The sequence below is a fragment of the Pseudonocardia sulfidoxydans NBRC 16205 genome, from assembly GCF_007989085.1.
Classification (GTDB): Bacteria; Actinomycetota; Actinomycetes; order Mycobacteriales; family Pseudonocardiaceae; genus Pseudonocardia; species Pseudonocardia sulfidoxydans.
This window is the reverse complement of sequence record NZ_BJVJ01000010.1, coordinates 85952-107923: the sequence shown is the minus strand read 5'-3', so window position 1 is coordinate 107923 and position 21972 is coordinate 85952. Positions and strand designations below refer to the sequence as shown.

Here is a 21972-nt window from a genome sequence, read left to right as displayed (position 1 = left end):
CCCCCCTTCCGATCAGAGGGGCGGCTCCCTATCGGCCCAGGGGCGCGCGGCCTCCAGCTGCGTGGCGAGCGCGAGCAGCCGGCCCTCCCCGCCCAGCGGACCGACGAACTGGACGCCGAGCGGGAGCCCCTCGGGCGTGCGGTACAGCGGCACCGACATCGCCGGGCGGCCCGTGATGTTCGCGAGCTGCGTGAACGGCACCGGCGACAGGTTCTGGTCGATCAACGTGTCGAGGACGTTCGTCTTCGCCAGCAGGCCGGCCGCGTGCGCGCGCAGCAGGACCCTGCTCGCCCGCTGCACCGCCTCCGGCGCGTCGAGCTCGCCGATCCGCACCGGCGGACGGGCCAACGTCGGCGTCAGGAGCAGGTCGTAGCGCTCGTGGAACGCGGCCAGCCTGCGGGTGTGGTCGTTCCAGCGGCCGTGCGCGGCGATGTAGGTCGGCGCGGACGTCGCCCGGCCGACGGCCGCCATGATCCGGGTGTCGAGCTCGAACGCGTCCGGCCCGCAGCCGGTCAGCGCGCGGGTCTCGGCGACCTGCGCGGCGACCGCGGCGAACCACATCGTCAGGAAGTCCTTGGCCAGCTGACGTTCGTCGACCCCCGACGCGGCCGCCTCGACCTCGTGACCCGCCGCCGCGAGCAGCGTGGCCGCGTCCTCCACCGCAGCGACGGCCTGCGCGTCGACGGGTGTGCCGAGCGGCGAGGTCGTCGAGAAGCCGATGCGCAGCGTTCCCGGGTCGCGACGGGCCAGGTCCGCGAACGGCTCCGCGGGCCGCGCCGTCGGGTACGGACCGCCCGGGTCGGGGCCGGCGAGCACGTCGAGCATCGCCGCGGTGTCGCGCACGGACCGGGACACGACGCCGTTCACCGCCGCGCCGTGCAGCCGCTCGGCGACGTCGGGCCCGTCGGGCAGCAGACCCCGGCCCGGCTTGAGCCCGAACAGCCCGCAGCACGCCGCCGGGATCCGGATGGACCCGCCGCCGTCGGACGCGCCCGCCACCGGCACGACACCCGCCGCGACCGCCGCCGCCGACCCGCCCGACGACCCACCCGGCGTCCGCCCGGTGTCCCACGGGTTGCAGCTGGGACCGTTGGCATCCGGCTCGGTGATCGCCTTGGCCCCGAACTCGGGGGTGTTCGTCTTCCCGAACGGAACCAGCCCCGCGTCGAGCCAGTGCTGCACGACGACCGCGTGCACCGGCTGCGGGTACGACGCCGGCGCGCGCGACCCGGCGCCCGTCGGCAGGCCCGCGTAGTGCTGGCCGAGGTCCTTGATCAGGAACGGGACGCCCGCGAACGGACCGGTCAACGGTCCCGCGGCGCGGGCCCGGGCGATCTCGTACATCGGCCGCACCAGCGCGTGGATGCGCGGCTCGACCTCCTCGGCCCGCGCGATCGCCGTCTCCAGCAGTTCCGACGCGGAGACCTCGCCCTTCGCGACCAGCTCGGCCAGCCCGACGGCGTCGTGACGGCGGTACTCCGGGTAGTCCACGTCGCGGCTCCTTCGCTCCTCCGTCGGGGCGCGGCGACCCTAACGCGGCACGACGAGGCCGGACAATCGATCGGTGATGCCGGCGACGTCGTCGAGCTCGCCGGACGACACCGCGATGACGAGGTCGAACAGGATGTCGTCGTCGGCGTCGACGGTGTGGCCGTTGATCCAGAGGAACGTCGCGGTCGCGAGCCAGGCGAGTCGCTCGTTCCCGTCCACGAGGGCGTGGTTGCGGGCGAGCGAGTGGAGCAGCGCCGCCGCCTTGCCGATCAGCGTCGGGTAGGCCTCCTCACCGAACACCGTCGCCCGCGGGCGGGCGAGTGCGGACTCGAGGAGTCCGTAGCCGCGGACCAGGACGTCGCCGCTGATCGCGCGACCGGCGACGCGCAGCAGGGTGTCGAGGGTGAGCTGCTCGGTCACGCCTTGCCGAGGCGGTCGAGAAGGTTCGCACACCGCGGTGCGAGCACGTGCAGCGCCTCGTCGACGCGCGCAGAGTGTGTGCGTCGCTCGACGTATTCGCGGACGGCCTCGCGGACGACCTCCTGCATCGACCGGTCCTCGCGCTCGGCCTGCCGGCGCAGGGCGTCGGCTTCGTCGTCGGTCAACCGCAAGGTCATGGCCACAGTTCAACGATGCCTGACTGATACCGACTGCACCGGCCCCGGAGATCGCTAGCCTGCGGGGTGTGGCGATGCTCGAGTTCGGTGACGACGAGGCCAGGCGGCTCGACCGCAGCTACGCGACCAGCGACGTCGTCGCGCAACGGGCGCAGACCCTCGACATGCTGCGGCTGCGCCGCGGCGAGAGTGTCCTCGACATCGGGTCCGGCCCCGGCTACCTGCTCGCCTCGATCGCCGAGGCCGTCGGCCCCGGAGGCTCGGTGCACGGCATGGACCCCAGCGAGGCGATGAACGCCCTCGCCCGGGAGCGGTGCGAGTCGATGCCGTGGACGACCGTCGGCACCGGCGACGCGCTCGCCCTGCCCTTCGCCGACGAGAGCTTCGACGTCGCCGTCTGCACCCAGGTCTACGAGTACGTCGCGGACATGCCGACGGCCGTCGCGGAGCTGCGCCGGGTGCTGAAGCCGGGCGGGCGCGCGGTCGTCCTCGACACCGACTGGGACTCGCTGGTCTGGAACGTCGCCGACCGGCCGCTGCACGACCGGATCATCGACGCCTGGGAGGAGCACCTCGCCGACCCCCGGCTGCCGCGCCGCCTGGCCGGCCTGTTGCGCCGCGGCGGGCTCGAGGTCACCGACCAGCGGGTCGTCCCGCTGTTCAACCCGCGGCTGCACGCCGACACGTTCAGCACGACGATCAAGGAGACGATCGCGGCGTTCGTACCGGGCCGGCGCGGGGTGACGGCCGAGGACGCGGCCGCGTGGCTCGCCGACCTGGATGCCCGGGCCGCCGAGGACGAGTACTTCTTCAGCCTCAACCGCTACAGCTTCTCGGCCGTCCGCAGGTGATCACGTGTGGCGGGTGCGCAGGAACGCGACGAGCACCGCCACGAGCACGACGCCCATGACCAGCACCGCGACCCCGATCCCGGCCGACGGCGCCAGCAGCGGGCAGACCAGCACGACGACCGCACCGGCGCCGACGGGGAGCGGCGCGGCGCTGCCCTGCGGCCACACGATCCGGCGTAGCACGAGGTTCGTCACGAGCACCAGCGCCACCGGGATCGCGACGGCGTAGCCGACGGTCAGCGGCGCGACGTGCGCCTCGTGCGCCGCGTCCTGCACGGCCACCTCGAGCCCGGCGCCGAGGGCGGCGATCGCGGCGAACACCAGGTAGTGGCCGTAGCCCCAGATCAGCGCGATGCGCGTCGTCACCAGGCCGTGCTCGTCGCCACCGAGGAATCCCGTCCACCAGATCGTGAACATCAGCAGCAGCCCGCCGACGGCGACCATGATCTGCTGCGTCGAGAGCCCGTCGGAGATGGCCCCGCCGAAGGCCACGGCGGCGGCGAGGATGACCTCGCCGAGGACGATGATCGTGAACGCGCCGAAGCGGTCGACGATGTGCTCGGGGTGCCAGGCCGTCGTGTGCCGGCGTTCGGCCCAGATGGGCACGGCGATCTCGGCGAGCACGAGGACGGCGAAGCCGACGTGGTCGAGCGGGTGCGGCAGGAGCAGGCGCAGCAGCCACAGCACCTGCACGACCCCGATGCCGATGGCGTACCGGTAGGCGGTCTGTCGGCCCTCGGGATGTTCGCGCGCGACCCGCAGCCACTGCAGGACCATCGGGATCCGCATGACGGCGTAGCCGATCGTCACGACGCGGAAGTCGTAGTCGTTCAGCGCCACCGGGACGCCGGCGGCGAGGATCAGCACGCCCGCCATCTGCAGCAGGGTGAGCACTCGGTAGGGGACGTCGTCGGTGTCGTAGGCCGAGGCGAACCACGTGAAGTTCATCCACGCCCACCAGATGGCGAAGAAGACCATCGCGAACCCGACGACGGCCGAGCCGGCGTGGCCTTCCTCGATCCCGTGCGCGAGCTGGGCCGCGGCCTGCGCGACGCCGACGACGAAGCACAGGTCGAACAGCAGCTCGAGCGGCGTCGACGCCCGGTGCTCCTCGCCGGGGTCGCGCCCGCTCATCCGTCGACGCCACGGTGTCTGCAGCCCGGGTACCCCCACGCGCCGACACCTTAACGTCGCGGCGTCAGCTGCCGGCCGGGGTGTAGTGGCCGGGGACCATGCGGGTCGCGACGCCGAACCGGTTCCACGCGTTGATGACGGTGATCGCGGCGATGAGGTGGGCCAGCTCGGTCTCGTCGAAGTGCTCGGCGGCGCGGGCGTAGACGTCGTCGGGGACGAACCCGTCGGTCAGGACGGTGACGGCTTCGGTGAGCTCGAGGGCGGCGATCTCCTTGGGGGAGTAGAAGTGTCGTGACTCCTCCCACGCGGAGAGCTGGACGATGCGTTCGACGCTCTCGCCGGCGGCCAGCGCGTCCTTGGTGTGCATGTCGATGCAGAACGCGCAGTGGTTGATCTGCGAGGCGCGGATCTTGACGAGCTCGTTGATCACGGGGTCGATGTTGCGGCGGACCGCGGTGTCGAGCCGCACCATCGCCTTGTAGACGTCGGGGGCGAGCTCGGGCATCTGGAGGCGGGCCTCGTGTTCGGGCGCGCGGTCGGGGGCGGTGGTCGTCTGCGTCATGATCACGACGCTAGTTCGAGTGTGGCCCGCATGTGTGGTCCAATTCCGGCATGAGTTCGCGGTCCACCTCGGCGGGTGCGGACCTGCATCTGGAGCTGACGGTCGACCACGGCCGCGGGGTGCGGGTCGCGCTCACCGACGCGCTGCGCGACGCGATCCGGTCGGGCCGGCTGGCCCCCGGAACCCGGCTGCCGGCCACGCGGGCACTGGCCACCGACCTCGGGCTCGCGCGGACGACGGTCGTCGAGGCCTACGCCGAGCTGGTCGCCGAAGGTTGGCTGACGGCCCGGCGCGGCTCCTCCACCCGCGTCGCCGAACGGGCCCCCGCCACGCCGCGCGACCCGTTGCCGCCGGCGCCGCCGCGCACGTCGGGACCGCGGCACGACCTCATGCCCGGCCGCCCCGACGTCGCCGGCTTCCCACGCGCCGAGTGGCTGCGGGCGACGCGGCGGGCGTTGGCGTCGGCACCCGACGAGGCGTTCGGCTACGGCGCCGTCCGCGGGCGGCCCGAGCTGCGCGCGGCGCTGGCCGACTACCTCGCCCGGGCGCGCGGCGTGCGTGCCGACCCGGAGCGGGTCGTCGTGTGCGCGGGGATGTCGCACGGGTTGACGCTGCTCGCGGGGGTGCTGCGGCGGCGCGGGGTGCGGGCGATGGCCGTCGAGTCGGTGGGCCTGCACATCCACCGCAACCTGCTGCGCGACGCCGGTCTGCGCATCCCGCCCATGGAGGTCGACGAGCTCGGCGCCCGCACCGACACCCTGGGCCGCGACGTCGGCGCCGTCCTGCTCACCCCCGCCCACCAGTTCCCGACGGGCGTCGCCCTCGACCCGGCCCGGCGCGCCGCCGCGGTCGAGTGGGCGCGCACCACCGGTGGTCTGGTCGTCGAGGACGACTACGACGGCGAGTTCCGCTACGACCGCCAGCCCGTCGGCGCGCTGCAGGGGCTCGACCCCGACCATGTCGTCCACCTCGGTACGGCCAGCAAGGCCCTCGCGCCCGGGCTGCGGCTCGGGTGGATGGTCGCCCCGGCCGACGTCGTCGCGGAGATCGACGACGGCTCCCCGGACCCCGGGCCGTCGGTCACCAGCGCGCTGGAGCAGCTCGTCCTCGCCGACCTGCTCTCCTCGGGCGCCTACGACCGTCAGGTCCGCGGCCGGCGGCGCACCTACATGCGACGCCGCGACCAGCTCGTCGCCGCCCTCGCGCAGCGGGCGCCGCACGTCGGCGTGCGGGGGCTGGCGGCCGGGCTGCACCTCGTCCTCACACTTCCCGACGGCACGGAGGCCGACGTGCTGCGCTCCGCCGCGTGGCACGGTCTCGCCGTGGAAGGGCTCTCCACGTTCCGCCACCCCGGCGCCGCACCCGGCCCGGCGGGGATCGTCGTCGGCTACGCGACGCCGTCGGACAGCGCGTGGTCGGGCGCGCTCGAGGCCCTGTGCGGGGTGCTGTCCGCCTGACCGGGCGGGACATGTCGACGTCGTGCACGGGTCCGGTGTCGACCGGGGGCAGGCGCTGCAGGCCGCGCGGTCACCCGCGCCCCGACGCGTGCCTCTGCGCCGCCGCCACGATCCCGGCGACGATCTCCAGCTCGGCGGCGTCGCGTGGGCCCGGGACCAGCACCATCCCCGCGCTGACCCGGACCCCCGCCAACGGGTGCGGCACCGCCCACCCCTTGCCGACGGCGTCGTAGGCCAGCTCGGCGGGCAGCGCGACGTGCAGGCTGTGGTCCGGTGCCGGGTGCTGGTGGGCGAACTCGCCGTCGGCGGGCAGGACGAACGCGTCGTCGGGAGCGGTCGACGCGGCCCGATCCAGCAGCAACGCCTGCGTCCCTTCGACACCGACCTTCGTCGGGCCCGTCGACACCCCGTCGAGTGCGGCGATCCGCTGCCACAGCGCGTCGGCGAGATCAGCCGGCCCGTTCTGCGACGTCTGGTGCTGCGGCACACCGGTCGTCGTCTCCGGCGGCTCCCCGGCGCGGGCCGGCAACCGACCTCCCGGCAGCGTCGGCCAGGCCGGTTCGTCACCGTCGGCCAACGGGTTCTCCCCGTGGGCGTGCACCCAGTCGAGGCGGTCGCCCAGCCACGTCCCCAGGTCGCCGACGACCTTGCCCGCCAGCTGGTCCCCGCCCGGCTCCCGCTCCGCCCACACCGGTGCGCCGCTGTGTCGGGTCAGCCAGTCCCAGGTGCGTTGCAGCAGCTCCGGCGGGGTGCGGACGTCGTCGCTGCCGTGCCCGAGGAACACCGGCATCCCGGCCAGCGCGGCCCGCGGCATCGCCACACCCGCGTCGAACGGCAGCGCCCCGTAGAGCAGGACCGCGCCCGCGAACCGGTGCGGCGCCGCGAGCAGCAACGCCCCCGCGAGCGCGACACCCTCGCGGAACCCGAGCAGCAGCACGGGCCGCTCCGGGTCACCCTCGGTGTCGAGCCAGCGCAGCAGCCAGTCGCAGGTCGTGGCGAGCGCGTCGGCGTCGGGGACGCCGTCGACCAGCGGGAACCACTCGTACCCCTTGCCGACGGCGTGCGGCGCCCGCACCGAGACGTAGGCGACCGGGCCGTAGGGCAGCCACGGCGACAGCTCGATCAGCGAGTGCTCGCTCGTCCCGTTGCCGTGCAGGGCGACGACGAGCGGCGCCGCCGGGTGCTCGGTTCCCCAGCGGGCGACCATCGGTTCGTCGAGGGACGTGCCGTCGGTCATCACAACACCCTGCCCTGTCCCGGCCGCCCGACCCGTCTCACTTAAAGACACTGTGAGCGGCAATAGTCGCTATAGCGACTATTGCCGCTCACGAGCGCCGCAGGCGTGCCCTCGGAGGCGCGCCGGCGGAGGCGTGCTCTCGGAGGCGTGCTCTCGGAGGCGTGCTCTCGGAGGCGCGCCCTTGGAGGCGCGCCGGCGGAGGCGAGTCGCCGGCCGTGCGCCGGCGCGGCGCCGGAGGGGATCAGGTCAGCTCGACCGTCCCGTCGTCGGCGATCCGCCACGACGGGTTGTGCGCGACCTCCCACAGCACGTCGTTGGGGTCGCGCACCAGCGCGTGGAACACCCCGCCGAACTCGCCCTCCTGCGGCGGCTTCAGCACCGTCCCGCCCGCCGCTGCCATCGCGTCGGCGAGCGCGCGCACGGCATCCCGGTCGCCGACGTTGTGCGCCAACGTCATTCCCGACGGGCCGATCGTCGTCCCGGCCGGTGCGCCGAGGTCGCGGTCGAAGGAGCCGACCTCGAAGAACCCGAGCAGCAGACCCGCCGCCACCTGGTAGAAGACGATCTCGCCCGGCACGTCGAGGTGCGGGTCCCAGCCGAAGGCCTCGCGGTAGAACGTGCGCGCCGAGTCGAGGTCCCTGGTGGCCACGGTGACGACGCTCAGCCGATGGTCCATGGCGCCGGACGGTAGCCGTCGGGTGGCTCGTCGTCGTGAACGGATCGGACCGGCAGGTGCTCTAGCCTGGTCGCGCCCGGCGCCCGCCGGCTCCGGCGCGACCCGTGGCAAGGTGGAGCCGTTCGCCCGAATCGTCCGGTTCCGGGTGGGTCTTCGAGAAGGGACACCACGGTGCTCGAGATCGGCGCGCTCTGGTGGGGGGCGACGATCGGTCTCGTCGTGCTCCTGCTCGCCATCGACCTGGTCGCCGCCGCGGCACGCCCGCACCGGGTCGGCTTCCGTGAAGCCGTGCTGTGGTCGCTGTTCTACATCGCGGTCGCGGTGGCCTTCGGCGTCGTCTTCTGGATGACGGCAGGCGCCCAGTTCGGCACCGAGTTCTTCGCCGGCTACATCGTCGAGAAGAGCCTGTCGGTCGACAACCTGTTCGTCTTCGTGATCATCATGTCGACGTTCGCCGTACCCGAGGAGCACCAGCACAAGGTGCTGACCTTCGGCATCGTGCTCGCGCTGATCATGCGGGCGATCTTCATCGCCATCGGCGCCACACTGCTCAACTACTTCTCGTTCATGTTCCTGCTGTTCGGCCTGCTGCTCGTCTACACCGCAGTGCAGCTTTTCCGGCACCGTGACGAGGACCCCGACGTCGAGGACAACGGCCTGGTCAAGGTCGCGCGACGGATCCTCCCGGTCACCGACGAGTACGACGGCGGCAAGCTGTTCACGCGGCTGAACGGCCGCAGGATGGTGACGCCGCTGTTCATCGTGCTCGTCGCGATCGGCGGCATCGACCTGCTCTTCGCGCTCGACTCCATTCCCGCCGTGTTCGGCGTGACGTCGGAGGCATTCATCGTCTTCGCGGCGAACGCCTTCGCCCTCCTCGGTCTGCGCGCCCTGTTCTTCCTGGTGAAGGGTCTGCTCGACCGGCTCGTCTACCTGTCGACGGGGCTGGCGGTCATCCTGGCCTTCATCGGGGTGAAGCTGATCCTGCACTGGCTGCACGTCGACATCGCGCCCTCGGTGCCCGAGATCCCGACACCGCTGAGCCTCGGCGTGATCGTCGGCATCCTGGTCGTCGTGACCGTCGCGAGCCTGATCAAGACGCGCAACGACCCCTCCGCGAAGGCCCACGCCGGCTCGCTGAAGGCCACGAGGTCACGCGAGGCGCAGGCCGACACCGAGTCCTGAGACCCGGCAGGCCGGGGTCAGCCCGATGCGCGCGCCCCACCCGGCTCCAGGGCCGCGACCAGGTCCTCGCGCGCCCTCGCCACCCGCGACCGGATGGTGCCGACGGGACAGCCGCACACCTGCGCCGCCTCCGCGTAGCCCATGCCCAGAACCTGGGTGAGGACGAACGCGTCGCGACGGTCGGGCTCGAGCCCGGCGACGAGCGAGGACACGAGGACGGCCTCGTCGGCGGCCGACACCCGCACGCCCCGGGCCGCCACGGTGTCCCAGTCGTCGACGGCTGTCGTCCGAGGCCGGCGCACCGCGGTCCGCACGGCGTCGGCCGCGACCCGGCGGGCGATCGCGAGCAGCCACGCCCGGGCCGGGCCCTCGCCCGTGAAGCGGGGCAGCGAGCGGACGGCCCGCAGGTAGGTGTCCTGCAGCAGGTCGTCGGCGTCGGCCGGGCCGGCGAGATGGGAGAGGAACCGCCGGACGTCGTCCCGGGTGGTGCGGACGAACTCGTCGAGGGCCGCGCGGTCGCCTGCCGCCGCGGCCAGCGCACAGGTCGTCACGGGATCGGCCGTGGCGGACGCGGCGGGGGCGGACCGGCGGAACATGGGCAGACCGTAAAGAGCCCCGCCCCGACACGACCGGGTGACATCGGGAACCACGACCGCCCCGGCGACGACCTCTTCGACATGCGCCACATCGCCACGTTCTGCGGAAGCTGCAACTGCGGATGCCCCGAGCTGTTCGTCGACGAGACCGCCGAGGCGGAGAAGCGGATCGTCATCACCGACGACTTCGGCCAGCGGATCCAGATGAGCGTCGCCCAGCTCGCCGACCTGATCGACGACGTCCGCCGCGGGGTCCTCGACGAGGTCGTCGCACCCGCCGCGGGCTGACCTGCCCGAACAGATGGACTGCTCCGCCTGTCGCGAGGCGCTCTCCGCGCGTCTCGACGGTGAGGACCGCCCCGGCGAGGCCACGGCGACCGACACCCACCTCGCCGGGTGCCCGACCTGCCGGACGTTCCACGACCGGGCCGCGCGCGTCACGCGGCTGACCCGGACGCGGCTCGTCACGTCCGGGGCGTCGACGGTGGACCCGGGGACGCTCCCCGACGTCGTGCCCGACCGGCCCCGTGGCGACGTCCTGCACGCGCTGCTCGCCGCCGCCGGCGTCGCGCAGCTCGCGCTGGGTGTCACCGGGCTGCTCGACGCCGCGGGCGCCGGCCACCACGGCGGCGTGCTCGGTGGCGCCGCGCTCGCCCATCTCGGGCACGAGAGCGCGGCGTGGAACGCCGCGGTCGGGGTGGGGTTCCTGGCCGTCGCGCTGCGCCGGACCCGGCCGGCGGGCAGTCTCGTCGTGACGCTCGGTGCGTTCGTCGCGGTCCTGCTGGCGACGTCGGGTGTCGACGCCGTCGCCGGACGGGTCGAGGCGGGACGGCTGGCCGGGCACGGCGTGCTCGTCGTGGGGCTGGTGCTGATGCTGGTGCTGTACCGGACAGGTCCGGGCGGCCGCGGTCGCAGCCGGGTGGGCGCCACCGTCACGGTCGAGGCGGACGACGCCCCGGCGCCGGCCGGTGCCCTTCCGACGGAAAGGCGCGTCGACCTGCGCCCCTCGGCCCGCCGAGCGGCGTGACCCCCGGCGGCCCGCCGGTCCCGGCCCGCCCCCGCCGAGGGGCCCGCCGGTCCCGGCCCGCCGCCGGACCAGCCTGAACAACCGCGCGGACGTCGGAAGACCGGCTGTCGACCGGCCGGCTGGCGCGGGGCCTACTCCCGCCAGGCCCGCTCGAACGGCAGCCGCCACGCGTTCGGCGCGATGAGCTGGTGGATGGCGTTGGGGCCCCAGGTGCCCACCGGGTAGCTCTTCACCGGGGGCGGGTCGTCGAGCAGCGGGGCCGACCGCTCCCACAGCGACTCGATGCCCTCGGCGGTGTTGAACAGCGTGTGGTCGCCACGCATGGCGTCGAGGATCAGCCGCTCGTAGGCCTCCAGGACGTCGCCGCCGTGCTCGGTCTCCTGCGTGGAGAACTGCAGCGACAGCTTCTCCAGCCGCATCCCCGGCCCCGGTCGCTTGCCGTAGAACGACAGCGACACCCGGCCCGACTCGGCGAGGTCGAAGGTCAGGTGGTCCGGGCCCTGCGACCCGACGCCCGAGCCCGTCGGGAACATCGTCCGCGGTGCCTCCTTGAAGGCGATCGAGATGATCCGCATGCCCTCGGCCATCTTCTTCCCCGTGCGCAGGTAGAACGGGGTGCCGGCCCAGCGCCAGTTGTCGATGCCGACCTTGAGCGCGATGAACGTCTCCGTGTCGGACTCGCGGCTGACCCCCTCCTCCTCGCAGTAGCCGACGTACTGCCCTCGCACCACGTCGGTGGGACGGATCGGGAGCAGCGACCGGAAGACCTTGTTCTTCTCCTCGCTGATCGCGCGCGGCTCCAGCGCCGTCGGCGGCTCCATCGCGACGAACGCCAGCACCTGCATGAGGTGCGTGACGACCATGTCCTTGAACGCGCCGGTCGACTCGTAGAAGTTGGCGCGCAGGTCCAGACCCAGCGTCTCGGGGATGTCGATCTGGACGTGGTCGATGAAGTTGCGGTTCCAGATCGGCTCGAACAGCCCGTTGGCGAAGCGGAACGCCAGGATGTTCTGCGCCGCCTCCTTGCCGAGGAAGTGGTCGATCCGGAAGACCTGCGACTCGTCGAACACCTCGTGGACGAAGTCGTTGAGCCGGATCGCGGTGTCGAGGTCGGACCCGAACGGCTTCTCCATGACGACGCGCGAGTCGGACACGAGGTCGGCGTCGCGCAGCATGCTGATGACGGCCGTCGCGGCCTTGGGCGGGACCGACAGGTAGTGCAGCCGGCGGCAGTCCGGCCCGAGGAGCTCCTCGGCGCGCTTGACCTCCGACGACAGCCCTTCGGGGCCGGCGCCCTGCGGGACGTAGGTGAGCCGCTCGGCGAACTGGGACCAACCCTCGTCGTCGAGCTTGTGCATCCCGAACGACTCGATCGCGGAGCGCGCCAACGCCCGGAACTCGTCGGTGGTGATGTCGTCCATCGCGGTGCCGACGACGCGGATGTCCGGCGCCAGCGACGACCGCACCAGGTAGGCCATACCGGGGATGAGTTTGCGTTTCGCGAGGTCGCCGGTCGCGCCGAACAGGACGATGACGTGCGGAGCCAACGGCTCGTTGTCGCGCGTACGCGGCCGCGCACCGGTGGCCGGATAGGCGATCGTCTGGGCACGACGGGGGCTGACCACGGTGCGACCTCCCACGAACAGGCCCCGCGTGACCGCGCAGGGCGACTCTCCGTGGGACCGTACCCAGATCCGGGCCGTTCCTCAGGCCGGCCAGGTGTCGACGGGGTGACGACTCGGTGCGTGGCCGGGGGCGTCCGGGTATTCCGGCCCTCGTCGCGGGGGGTGAGGCGCGCGTACGGTCGGCGGCCCCCGCGAGGAGGAGCCATGGCCGACGCGCCCGTCCCGTTCAGCCACGCGCCCGGCGGCGGCGTCCCCTTCGCCCTGCCCACGGGCGTCGGCCATCTCCTGGCGGCGGCCGGGGACACCGGTGGTGCGATCTCGGTCGTGGAGCTCGTCATCCGCGCGGGGGAGGGGCCGGGCCTGCACGTGCACGGCCGCGACCACGAGATCTGGTACGTCCTCGACGGCGACTTCCGGTTCCGTCTCGACGACGACGTCGTCGCCCGCTCGACCGGCGGGTTCGTCTTCGGTCCCCGCGGTGTGCCCCACACGTTCCGCAACGACGGCGGTACGGACGGCCGGCTGCTCGTCGTGTCCACGCCGTCGGGGCTCGAGGAGTTCTTCCTGGACTGGACGGCCGCCGGCGAGCCGGAGGGCCTCGAGGCGCTCGCCGCGTCCGCGCGCCTGGCCGGGGTGGAGTTCGTCGGGCCTCCTCTCGGTCCCCTGACGGCGGACGAGCGCACGACCTGAGCGCCGTGGCCCACGCGACCCGGTGCCCGACGACCCGACCGCCTGGGGCTGCGGACGGTCGGCCGACGAACGGCGCGCAACCTCACCGTCGTGGATCCGGTCCGCGACAGCAGTGAGGTTGCGCGCGGTAGTGGGCCGGGGCGCAGGGACCGGGGCGGGTCAGGGGGCCGGGCGCAGTGGGGCGATGCCCGTCCGCAGGCGGGCGATCTCGTCGAACATCGTCTTGGCGGCGGCGATCATGACGTCGTTGGCGACGAGCGTCCCGTCGTCGGCGATCTTCTCCCCGACGAACGGGATGTGGACGGCGTCGACGGCGGGGACCATCCGCAGCGTCGTGAGGACGCTGCGCAGCGCGACGGCGGCACGGGTACCGGCGGAGACACCGCCGTAGGAGACGATCCCCGCGGGCTTGTAGCGCCACTCGTGGTTGAGGAAGTCGATCGCGTTCTTGAGCACCCCGGCGTAGGAGCCGTTGTACTCGGGCGTCACGAAGACGAAGGCGTCGCCGCGCGCGATCGTCTCCGACCAGCGCTTCGTGTGGTCGTTCGTGTACTGCGCGCGGACGGGGTGGATGGGCTCGTCGAACATCGGGAGGTCGATCTCGGCGAGGTCGAGCACCTCCACGTCGAAGCCCCCGTGGGCGCGCGCCTGCTCGGCGGCCCAGGCCGCGACGGGTGCGCCGACGCGGCCGGGACGGGTGCTGCCGACGACGATCTGCAGTACGGGCACACAAACTCCTTGTCAAACCTTCGCGTGGGTGTCGAGCGGGGCCAGGCCCAGATGGTCGCGCAACGTCGTGCCGGTGTAGTCGGCCCGGAAGGAGCCGCGCTCCTGCAGGATCGGCACGACCTTGTCGGCGAACTCGTCGAGACCCGTGGGTGTGATGTGCGGGACCAGGATGAACCCGTCCGACGCCCGCTGGTCGACGAATCGTTCCATCTCCTCGGCGACGGCCTGCGGGGTGCCGACGAACGACTGCCGCGACGTCACCTCGGTCATGAGGTCGCGGATCGAGAGGTTGTGCGCCGCCGCGCGCTCCCGCCATTCGCGAGCGGTGGCCAGCGGGTCGCGGTACATGCGGTCGGCGGCGCGGCCCTGCGAGACACGCGGGGTGTCGGCGTCGACGACGAGCGGGTCGATCTCGGGCAGCGGACCGTCCGGGTCGAGGTGCGACAGGTCGCGGTTCCACACCTGCTCGAGGAAACGCAGCGCGGTCTGGCCGCTCACCTGCTGACGACGGATCTCGCGCCCGCGTTCCTCGGCCTCGGCCTGCGTGTCGCCGAGGGCGAAGGTGGTGGCGGGCAGGATCTTCAGCTGGTCCTCGGTGCGGCCGTGGGCGGCGAGGCGTCGCTTGACGTCGGCGTAGAACGCCTGGCCGGCTTCCAGCGAGCCGTGCCGGGTGAAGATCGCGTCGGCGCCGGCGGCGGCGAACTCGCGGCCCTCGTCGGAGTCGCCGGCCTGCAGCACGACGGGCCGGCCCTGGGGGCTGCGCGGCACCGAGAAGCGGCCGCGGATGTCGAACTGGTCGACGTGGACGTCGAAGCGGCCGGCGTCGCCGTCGCGCAGGAACGCGGCCGACGCCTTGTCGGCGACGATCTCGTCGCCATGCCAGGAGTCGAGCAGCGTCATGACGGTGTCGAGGAACTGCGTGGCGCGCAGGTAGCGGTCGCCCTGGGCGAGGTAGCCGCCGCGGCGGAAGTTCTCGCCGGTGAACTTGTCCCAGGAGGTGACGACGTTCCAGGCCGCGCGCCCGCCGGACAGGTGGTCGATCGACGCGAGCCGCCGCGCGACCTCGTAGGGCTCGTTGAAGGTGGAGCTGATCGTCGCGGCCAGGCCGAGCCTCTCGGTGACGGCGGCGACGGCGGCGAGGATCGCCGCGTTGTCGGGGCGCCCGACGACGTCGAGGTCGTAGACGGCGCCGTTCTGCTCCCGCAGCCGCAGGCCCTCGGCGAGGAACATGAAGTCGAACTTGGCGCGCTCGGCGGTGCGGGCCATGTGCGCGAACGAGGAGAACTCGATCTGGCTGCCCGACTCGGGCTCGCTCCAGACCGTCGTGTTGTTGACGCCGGGGAAGTGCGCGGCGAGGTGCATCTGCCTGCGGCTCATCGGGCGCTCCCTGCGGTGGTGGCGTAGCGGTCGGCGGGGCGGGGCAGGCCGAGCAGCCCGCGCAGCGTCGACGCCTCGTAGGCGGCGCGGAACAGGCCCCGGCGTTGCAGCTCGGGGACGAGCCCGCGGGTGACCTGCCTGAGGTCGTCGGGCAGCACGGCCGGGCGCAGCCGGAAGCCGGTGAGCCCGGCGCCGCGCAGGTCGTCGAGCAGGTCGGCGAGCTCGGTGGGCGACCCGGCGAAGACCCGGGCGTCGTCGGTGAGGGGGTCCGTCGCGTCGAGGCGGGCGAGCCGGTCGCGGGCGGCCGAGGCGTCGTCGTCGAGGACGACGGTCAGGTCCGCCCAGACGTGGACGGTCTCGGCCTCGCGGCCCGCACCGGCCTGCGCCTCCCGGATCGAGGCGACGATCTGGCGGGCGTCGGCGGCGTCGCGCGGGGTGACGAAACCGAGGTCGCACGACGTCCCGACCAGCGCGAACGGCTCCGCCCGATGGGCGAGCGCCGCCACGATCGGCTGCCCCTGCGGCGGGCGCGGCGTGATCGACGGCCCCCGCACGCTGAAGTGCGGGCCCTCGAAGTCGATGTAGTGCAGGCGGTCGCGGTCGATGAACCGGCCGGTCGCGGCGTCGCGGATGATCGCGTCGTCCTCCCAGCTGTCCCAGAGCCGCCGGATCACCTCGACGGCGTCGGCGGCCTCGCCGAACAGCTCGCGCAGCAGCTCGTCGCGGTCGGTCGGGATGGTGCGCCTGCCGAAGAGCGCGGCGTCGTCGGGGCGGGCGGCGACCCGGACCTGGACGCCGCCGCGGCCGCTGCTGACGTAGTCGAGCGTCGCGATCGTCGTCGACACGTGGAAGGGCTCGGTGTGGGTGACGACGACCGTCGGCAGGATCCCGACGTGCGCGGTCAGCGGCGCGATCCGGGACGCGAGCATCGACGCGTCGAGGCGGCCGCGGACCTGGTCGGTGCGGTCGTCGGAGGCGAAGGGATCGGCCGACTGGAGGCCGAGGCTGTCGTCGACGGCGACCAGGTCGAGCAGCCCGTGCTCGGCCTCCGCGACGAGATCGGCCCAGTAGCCGGCGGTGAGCAGCTCGGCGGGCCGGGTGCCGGGTTCGCGCCAGGCGGCGGGATGGCGGCCGGCGCCGTCGAGCAGGACGCCGAGGTGCAGGGGTGTGTCGGGCACGGGTTCGCCTTCGGTTCGGACGGCAGGGTCGGCGGGCGCGGGAACGGCGCCCGGCGTCAGAGGCCGGTGGGGGAACCGACGCCGTCGAGCCAGCGGCGGCCGACGAGGACCGCGTCGGGTCCGGGCAGCGTCGCGACGTCGTGCACTCCTCCACGGTCGCACACCGACGAGGCCGAGGTCAGCGTGATGCTGTCCTCGGCCCCGGCGGGAATACCGGGAGATGTCCGGTCAGCCGTCGCCCGATCCCGCGGGCCGGGCGGGGTGCCGCGCTGCACGTCGCCCCTCAGGCTTCCTCGACGACGATGTTCGCGCGGTTCGGGTAGAACGCGAGGTGCCCGGCGATCGGGGCCACCGCCTCGTACGGCTCGACGTAGCTCCAGGCCACGTCCTCGACGGAGCCTTCGGGTGTCGTCACCGTGACGTAGGAGGCGTCGCCCTTGTACGGGCAGTAGGTGGTGGTGGCGCTGTCGGACAGCACCGCCGCGTCGACGTCCTCGCGCGGCACGTACCAGGCGACGGGGTAGTCGGCCTCGCGCAGGGCGAGCGCCTTCGTCGAGTCGGCGACGACGTGCCCGCCCACCTTCACGACGACGCGCACGCCGCCGGGCTCGACGGTGATCGGGTGGTCCGGGCCGGGAATCCTCACGCTGCGGCTCATGACCGGTCCAACCGTTCCCGGCCCCGATCTATTGCCTCACATGCGCTCGAGGGCGTCCGGCTTGTGGACGGCGTCACCGCCGCTCTTGTCGCTGCGCACCCGGTACTGCGGTTCGTCCTTCGACGCGCGGACGGTCCGTCCGGCCGCCTCGGTGTCGGAGGTGATCTTCTCGACGACCTCGCCCTCGGCCGTGCCGCCGTGGCTCTTCCAGCGGACCTTGTCGCCCTTGCGGAACTCCTGGGTCATGTCCGGCGCTACCCGGCCCGGCGCTCCGCGTAACCCGCTGCCGTGACCGCCCGCCGAGATGCACGTCAGGGTCGCGGGTGCGGCGCGGACCGCGCTGAGGTGCAGCTCGGCAGGGTCTCGGACGGGGTCGGCGGCTTGTGGCGGCGCACCTCGGACACGGGCACACTGGACGGTCCGGACGGACTCGCCGGGCGAGAGGGTGGGACGCGCGATGCGCACGGTGCTCAACGTCATCTGGCTGGTGCTCTGCGGGCTGTGGCTCGCCATCGGCTACGCCGTCGCCGGCGTCATCTGCTGCATCCTGATCGTCACGATCCCGTTCGGGCTCGCCTCGTTCCGGATGGCCAACTACGCCCTCTGGCCGTTCGGTCGCGACCTGGTCCGGCGGCCCGACGCCGGCGCCCCGTCGGCGATCGGCAACGTCATCTGGTTCGTCTTCGCCGGCTGGTGGCTCGCCCTGGGCCACCTGGCCACGGCGATCGCGCTGGCCGTGACCATCATCGGGATCCCGCTGGCGTGGGCCAACATCAAGCTCATCCCGGTGTCGATCGTCCCGCTGGGCCGCGTCATCGTCGACCGCCCGGAGCTCGCCTACCCGGGCTACCGTCCGGCCTACTGAGCGGGACCGGACCGCCGGCGCCGCGGTGCTGCGGGGCCGGTCAGGAGGCGACGCGCACGACCCGCAGGGCCACGAGGTCGCCGACGTATCGGCCGCCCGTGAGCTCCGCTGTTTCGTGGAACGGTCGTTACACTATTGACGACCCCTGTCCGTCGCTCCGACGTGCGTCCGACGGCGTCGAGCTGCACCCTCACAGTGGAGGGACTCATGGCCGAAGATCAGACCGTCGACGTGGTCGTCGTCGGCGCCGGTTTCGCCGGGCTCTACATGCTGCGGCAGCTGCACCGCCTCGGGCTGAGCGCGGTCGTGCTCGAAGCCGCGGACGGCGTCGGCGGCACCTGGTACTGGAACCGCTATCCCGGCGCCCGCTGCGACTCGGAGAGCTACTACTACTCCTATTCGTTCGACGAGGACCTCCAGCAGGAGTGGACCTGGTCGGAGCGCTACGCCGGGCAGGCCGAGATCCTGCGCTACCTCGACCACGTCGCCGACCGCTTCGACCTGCGTCGCGACATCCGGCTGAACACCCGCGTCACCGCCGCCCGGTGGGACGACACCGCCGGCACCTGGACCGTCGACACCGAGCAGGGCGGCAGCTGGAGCGCGCGCTGGATGGTCACCGCGGTCGGGTGCCTGTCGTCGGCCAACGTGCCCGACATCCCCGGCCTCGACTCGTTCGGAGGCGACTGGTACCACACCGGGCAGTGGCCCCACGAGAAGGTCGACTTCACCGGCAAGCGCGTCGGCATCGTCGGCACCGGGTCGACGGGCATCCAGGCCATCCCGGTCGTCGCGGCCGAAGCCGAACACCTCACCGTCTTCCAGCGGACCCCGAACTACTCCATCCCCGCCCGCAACGGCCCCATGCCGCCCGAGGTGTCGGACCGGATCAAGCAGGAGTACGCCGACATCCGCGCCGTCCAGCGCGCCTCCACCAACGGGCACCCGTTCCTCATCAGCCCGACCTCCGCGCTGTCGGTCGCCGACGACGTGCGCAGCGCGACCTACGAGGACGCGTGGGAGTTCGGCGGCCTGCGCTTCCGCGCCGCCTACTCCGACCTGCTGTCCGACCAGGCCGCCAACGACACCGCCTCCGACTTCATCCGCGACAAGATCCGCGAGGTCGTGAAGGACGCCGAGGTCGCCGAGCGGCTGCTGCCCGACGACCACGGCTTCGCGACGAAGCGACCCCCCATCGACACGCAGTACTTCGAGACCTACAACCGCGACAACGTCACGCTCGTCGACGTCCGATCCACCCCGATCCAGGAGATCACCGCGACCGGCATGCGCACGACCGAGCAGGAGTACCCGCTCGACTGCATCGTGTTCGCGACCGGCTTCGACGCCCTCACCGGTCCGTTGCTGCGGATGAACATCCAGGGCCGCGACGGGACGACCCTGCGCGACCACTGGGCCGAGGGCCCGAAGACATACCTGGGCCTGCAGGTCGCCGGCTTCCCGAACATGTTCACGATCACCGGGCCCGGCAGCCCGTCGGTGCTCACCAACATGCCGACGTGCATCGAACAGCACGTCGACTGGATCACCGACGTCCTCGAGCACGCCCGTGACGGCGGTCTCACCCGCATCGAGACGACGGAGGCCGCCGAACGGGAGTGGGGCGAGGAGGTCCAGCGGGCCGCCGACCGGACGCTGCTGCCACGCGCCGCGACATCCTGGTACCTCGGTGCGAACGTCCCCGGCAAACCGCGCGTATTCATGCCATACGCAGGGGGAATGGCGTCGTACGCGGGCACGTGCACCGACGTCGCCAAGGACGGATATCGCGGATTCGTGATGGCCTGATCGGAGTGCCGCCGCGACCGGCGGGACAGCGGAATCACCGTTGTTCGGCGACCCGTTCCCGCCGGTCCCGGAAACTAAACATCTCCGTGGACCACCTCACAGAATTTCCACGTTTGCGCAGGTCGGCGCCACGAGTGGGCTGCGCGACGGCAAACGGCTTGTTAGGTTGGTCCACCATGACGGTGCAAGTGGACGCCCCCGAAGGCCCGCCGAGTACGCCGCCCACCGTGCTGATTTCCCAGCCGACGGTCGACGACGGCGTCGACCTTTCCCGGCTCGCCGCCGAGTCGAAGGTGCTCGATCTCAACTCTCGTTACGCCTATCTGTTGTGGTGCCGCGACTTCGCCGAGACGTCCGTCCTGGCCCGGCTCGACGACCCGACGAGTGAGCCCATCGGCTTCGTCACCGGCTACCGCCGCCCCGACGCCCCGAACACCCTCGTCGTGTGGCAGGTCGCGGTCGACGCCGCCGCCCGCGGCCTCGGAGTCGCCGGCGGCATGCTCGACGCCCTCGTCGACCGGGTGCCCGGCATCGATCACCTCGAAACGACGATCACCCCGGACAACGACGCGTCCGAGCGGTTGTTCGCCGCGTTCGCCGAGCGCCGCGCGGCCCGCCTCGTCACCTCCGAGCTGTTCTCCGCCGAGCAGCTCGGCGCCGGTCACGAGCCGGAGATCCTCCACCGCATCGGCCCCTTCGCGGCCTGACCGGCGACGCGCGCCCCGGCACGCACCACGGCGACGAACGACGGCGACACCGATACCGGACACCCGCTCACGACCGGCCGCCCGCCGGTCACGACGACCCGAGACGCAGTGATCACCAGATGACGACGACCGCCCGCACCGATCTTCCGCAGACCCTCACCACATTGGGGAGCACGATGCTCGAGACGCCCACCGCCGGTTCGACCCCGTCCGTCCGGCGACCATCCGACGCCCGTGGCGACACGACCGTCTTCGGCGATCTCGAATCAGAGGTCCGCAGCTACTGCCGCAACTGGCCGGTGGTGTTCGACACCGCCCGCGGCAGCCGCCTCAGCGACGTCGACGGCCGCAGCTACCTCGACTTCTTCGCGGGCGCCGGTGCGCTCAACTACGGCCACAACCCGCCCGCGCTCAAGAAGCCGCTGATCGACTACCTGATGCGCGACGGCATCACCCACGGCCTGGACATGTACACCACGGCCAAGGGCGACTTCCTCGACACGTTCCGCGACCTCGTCCTGAAACCCCGCGGGCTGAACTACAAGGTGCAGTTCCCCGGGCCCACCGGCGCGAACGCCGTCGAGTCCGCCCTCAAGTTGGCGCGCAAGGTCACCGGCCGCGAGGCAATGATCAACTTCACCAACGCGTTCCACGGCATGACGTTGGGCGCGCTCTCGGTGACCGGCAACTCGATGAAGCGCGGCGGCGCCGGTATCCCGCTGGTCCACGCCACGCCGATGCCGTTCGACAACTACTTCGACGGCCAGGTGCCCGACTTCCTGTGGTTCGAGCGTGTGCTCGACGACCAGGGGTCCTCGCTCAACGAGCCCGCCGCCGTGATCGTCGAGACCGTGCAGGGCGAGGGCGGCATCAACCCCGCCCGCATCGAATGGCTGCAGGCCCTCTCCGAGCTGTGCAAGCGCCACGACATGCTGCTCATCGTCGACGACGTGCAGATGGGCGTCGGCCGCACCGGCCCGTTCTTCTCGTTCGAGATCGCCGGGATCGAGCCCGACATCGTCACGATCTCCAAGTCCATCTCCGGTTACGGCCTGCCCATGGCGCTGGTCCTGATCAAGCCCGAGATCGACCAGTGGGGACCCGGTGAGCACAACGGCACCTTCCGCGGTCACAACCCCGCGTTCGTGACCGCCACCGCCGCGCTGCGCGAGTTCTGGGCCGACGACACCCTCGAGCGCTCGACGCTCGCCAAGGGCGAGCACGTCGAGGAGGCGTTCACCCGGATCGCCGCCGACAACGCCGAGGCCGCCATCACCGTCAAGGGCCGGGGCCTGGCCCGCGGCCTGCAGTTCGAACAGCCCGAGCTCGCCGCCAAGGTCTGTGCCGCGGCGTTCGAACGTGGTCTGCTGATGGAGACCTCCGGACCCAACAGCGAGGTCATGAAGGTGCTCCCGCCGCTGACCGTGAGCGACGCCGAGCTCGACGAGGGACTCGCGACCATCGCCGAGTCCGTCCGCACCGTGGTGAAGGGGGCCTGACC

At 72.5% G+C, this 21972-nt stretch carries 24 protein-coding genes; 10 read left to right on the top strand and 14 right to left on the bottom strand.

Translation table 11 applies throughout. From position 1 onward, the window contains the following. Positions 1-12: 12 nt before the first annotated feature. From PSU4_RS07905 to PSU4_RS07895, 3 genes are read right to left on the bottom strand one after another with little or no spacing between them, the layout of a single operon-like run. The gene (locus tag PSU4_RS07905) at positions 13-1491 is read right to left on the bottom strand and encodes an amidase (protein WP_147104243.1); all 1479 of its coding nucleotides are present in this window, start codon (positions 1489-1491) and stop codon (positions 13-15) included. 39 nt (positions 1492-1530) lie between these two features. Continuing rightward, entirely contained in the window at positions 1531-1911 is a 381-nt protein-coding gene (locus PSU4_RS07900; RefSeq protein WP_147104241.1) for a type II toxin-antitoxin system death-on-curing family toxin, read from the bottom strand. After that, positions 1908-2108: a ribbon-helix-helix protein, CopG family gene (locus PSU4_RS07895; RefSeq protein WP_147104238.1), complete on the bottom strand. Its 201-nt coding sequence runs from the start codon at positions 2106-2108 to the stop codon at positions 1908-1910. The genes PSU4_RS07900 and PSU4_RS07895 overlap by 4 nt, the downstream gene beginning before the upstream one ends. 74 nt (positions 2109-2182) lie before the next feature. On the opposite strand from PSU4_RS07895, the gene PSU4_RS07890 reads away from it, so the two are divergent. Continuing rightward, on the top strand, positions 2183-2959 hold the full coding sequence (locus PSU4_RS07890; RefSeq protein ID WP_147104265.1) for a methyltransferase domain-containing protein: 777 nt from the start codon (positions 2183-2185) through the stop codon (positions 2957-2959). On the opposite strand, the gene PSU4_RS07885 is transcribed toward PSU4_RS07890, so the two are convergent. Together PSU4_RS07885 and PSU4_RS07880 are read right to left on the bottom strand one after the other, a co-directional pair. Next, positions 2960-4132, bottom strand: a complete 1173-nt coding sequence (locus PSU4_RS07885; protein WP_246114995.1) for a low temperature requirement protein A — start codon at positions 4130-4132, stop codon at positions 2960-2962. A gap of 25 nt (positions 4133-4157) precedes the next feature. Continuing rightward, positions 4158-4655, bottom strand: a complete 498-nt coding sequence (locus PSU4_RS07880) for a carboxymuconolactone decarboxylase family protein (protein ID WP_147104233.1) — start codon at positions 4653-4655, stop codon at positions 4158-4160. A gap of 50 nt (positions 4656-4705) precedes the next feature. Between PSU4_RS07880 and pdxR the strand changes: the two genes are divergently transcribed. Then, positions 4706-6112, top strand: coding sequence for a MocR-like pyridoxine biosynthesis transcription factor PdxR (pdxR, locus tag PSU4_RS07875; protein WP_147104230.1), 1407 nt, complete (start codon positions 4706-4708; stop codon positions 6110-6112). Positions 6113-6182: 70 nt separating this feature from the next. On the opposite strand, the gene PSU4_RS07870 is transcribed toward pdxR, so the two are convergent. Together PSU4_RS07870 and PSU4_RS07865 are read right to left on the bottom strand one after the other, a co-directional pair. After that, positions 6183-7349 (bottom strand): luciferase domain-containing protein, encoded by a 1167-nt coding sequence (locus tag PSU4_RS07870; RefSeq protein ID WP_147104228.1) that lies wholly within the window; start codon positions 7347-7349, stop codon positions 6183-6185. 241 nt (positions 7350-7590) lie between these two features. Continuing rightward, on the bottom strand, positions 7591-8025 hold the full coding sequence (locus PSU4_RS07865; protein ID WP_147104226.1) for a VOC family protein: 435 nt from the start codon (positions 8023-8025) through the stop codon (positions 7591-7593). A gap of 171 nt (positions 8026-8196) precedes the next feature. Here PSU4_RS07865 and PSU4_RS07860 point away from each other — a divergent pair, with 171 nt between their 5' ends. Beyond that, positions 8197-9210 (top strand): TerC family protein, encoded by a 1014-nt coding sequence (locus PSU4_RS07860; protein WP_147104223.1) that lies wholly within the window; start codon positions 8197-8199, stop codon positions 9208-9210. Positions 9211-9227: 17 nt separating this feature from the next. Here PSU4_RS07860 and PSU4_RS07855 read toward each other — a convergent pair whose 3' ends face one another. Then, the gene (locus PSU4_RS07855) at positions 9228-9806 is read right to left on the bottom strand and encodes a sigma-70 family RNA polymerase sigma factor (protein WP_147104220.1); all 579 of its coding nucleotides are present in this window, start codon (positions 9804-9806) and stop codon (positions 9228-9230) included. A gap of 81 nt (positions 9807-9887) precedes the next feature. Between PSU4_RS07855 and PSU4_RS07850 the strand changes: the two genes are divergently transcribed. Both PSU4_RS07850 and PSU4_RS07845 read left to right on the top strand, forming a co-directional pair. Further along, the gene (locus PSU4_RS07850) at positions 9888-10094 is read left to right on the top strand and encodes a hypothetical protein (protein WP_147104218.1); all 207 of its coding nucleotides are present in this window, start codon (positions 9888-9890) and stop codon (positions 10092-10094) included. Positions 10095-10107: 13 nt separating this feature from the next. Further along, complete coding sequence (locus PSU4_RS07845; RefSeq protein ID WP_147104213.1) at positions 10108-10833, top strand: zf-HC2 domain-containing protein; 726 nt, start codon at positions 10108-10110, stop codon at positions 10831-10833. 131 nt (positions 10834-10964) lie between these two features. On the opposite strand, the gene zwf is transcribed toward PSU4_RS07845, so the two are convergent. Further along, positions 10965-12458: a glucose-6-phosphate dehydrogenase gene (zwf, locus tag PSU4_RS07840; protein ID WP_186816799.1), complete on the bottom strand. Its 1494-nt coding sequence runs from the start codon at positions 12456-12458 to the stop codon at positions 10965-10967. A gap of 204 nt (positions 12459-12662) precedes the next feature. Here zwf and PSU4_RS07835 point away from each other — a divergent pair, with 204 nt between their 5' ends. Further along, a complete protein-coding gene (locus PSU4_RS07835) occupies positions 12663-13148 on the top strand; it encodes a cupin domain-containing protein (RefSeq protein WP_147104210.1) in 486 nt (161 codons plus the stop codon). A gap of 159 nt (positions 13149-13307) precedes the next feature. Here PSU4_RS07835 and PSU4_RS07830 read toward each other — a convergent pair whose 3' ends face one another. From PSU4_RS07830 to PSU4_RS07810, 5 genes are all read right to left on the bottom strand, one after another. Beyond that, on the bottom strand, positions 13308-13877 hold the full coding sequence (locus PSU4_RS07830; RefSeq protein ID WP_147104208.1) for an NADPH-dependent FMN reductase: 570 nt from the start codon (positions 13875-13877) through the stop codon (positions 13308-13310). A gap of 12 nt (positions 13878-13889) precedes the next feature. Further along, positions 13890-15254, bottom strand: coding sequence for an NtaA/DmoA family FMN-dependent monooxygenase (locus tag PSU4_RS07825; RefSeq protein ID WP_147104205.1), 1365 nt, complete (start codon positions 15252-15254; stop codon positions 13890-13892). Continuing rightward, positions 15251-16432 (bottom strand): LLM class flavin-dependent oxidoreductase, encoded by a 1182-nt coding sequence (locus PSU4_RS07820; protein ID WP_147104202.1) that lies wholly within the window; start codon positions 16430-16432, stop codon positions 15251-15253. Before PSU4_RS07820 ends, PSU4_RS07825 begins: the two co-directional genes overlap by 4 nt. 283 nt (positions 16433-16715) lie before the next feature. Further along, positions 16716-17090 (bottom strand): DUF427 domain-containing protein, encoded by a 375-nt coding sequence (locus tag PSU4_RS07815; RefSeq protein WP_147104200.1) that lies wholly within the window; start codon positions 17088-17090, stop codon positions 16716-16718. Between the two features lie 36 nt (positions 17091-17126). After that, positions 17127-17336, bottom strand: a complete 210-nt coding sequence (locus PSU4_RS07810) for a hypervirulence associated TUDOR domain-containing protein (RefSeq protein WP_147104197.1) — start codon at positions 17334-17336, stop codon at positions 17127-17129. Positions 17337-17547: 211 nt separating this feature from the next. On the opposite strand from PSU4_RS07810, the gene PSU4_RS07805 reads away from it, so the two are divergent. From PSU4_RS07805 to ectB, 4 genes are all read left to right on the top strand, one after another. Continuing rightward, positions 17548-17955, top strand: a complete 408-nt coding sequence (locus tag PSU4_RS07805) for a YccF domain-containing protein (protein ID WP_147104195.1) — start codon at positions 17548-17550, stop codon at positions 17953-17955. Between the two features lie 207 nt (positions 17956-18162). Continuing rightward, positions 18163-19764, top strand: a complete 1602-nt coding sequence (locus PSU4_RS07800; protein ID WP_147104192.1) for a flavin-containing monooxygenase — start codon at positions 18163-18165, stop codon at positions 19762-19764. Positions 19765-19940: 176 nt separating this feature from the next. Continuing rightward, the gene (ectA, locus tag PSU4_RS07795) at positions 19941-20471 is read left to right on the top strand and encodes a diaminobutyrate acetyltransferase (RefSeq protein ID WP_147104189.1); all 531 of its coding nucleotides are present in this window, start codon (positions 19941-19943) and stop codon (positions 20469-20471) included. Between the two features lie 119 nt (positions 20472-20590). After that, positions 20591-21970 carry a diaminobutyrate--2-oxoglutarate transaminase gene (gene ectB / locus PSU4_RS07790; RefSeq protein WP_246114994.1) on the top strand — a complete coding sequence of 460 codons (1380 nt, stop codon included), beginning with the start codon at positions 20591-20593 and terminating at the stop codon, positions 21968-21970. The last annotated feature ends 2 nt before the right edge of the window (positions 21971-21972 follow it).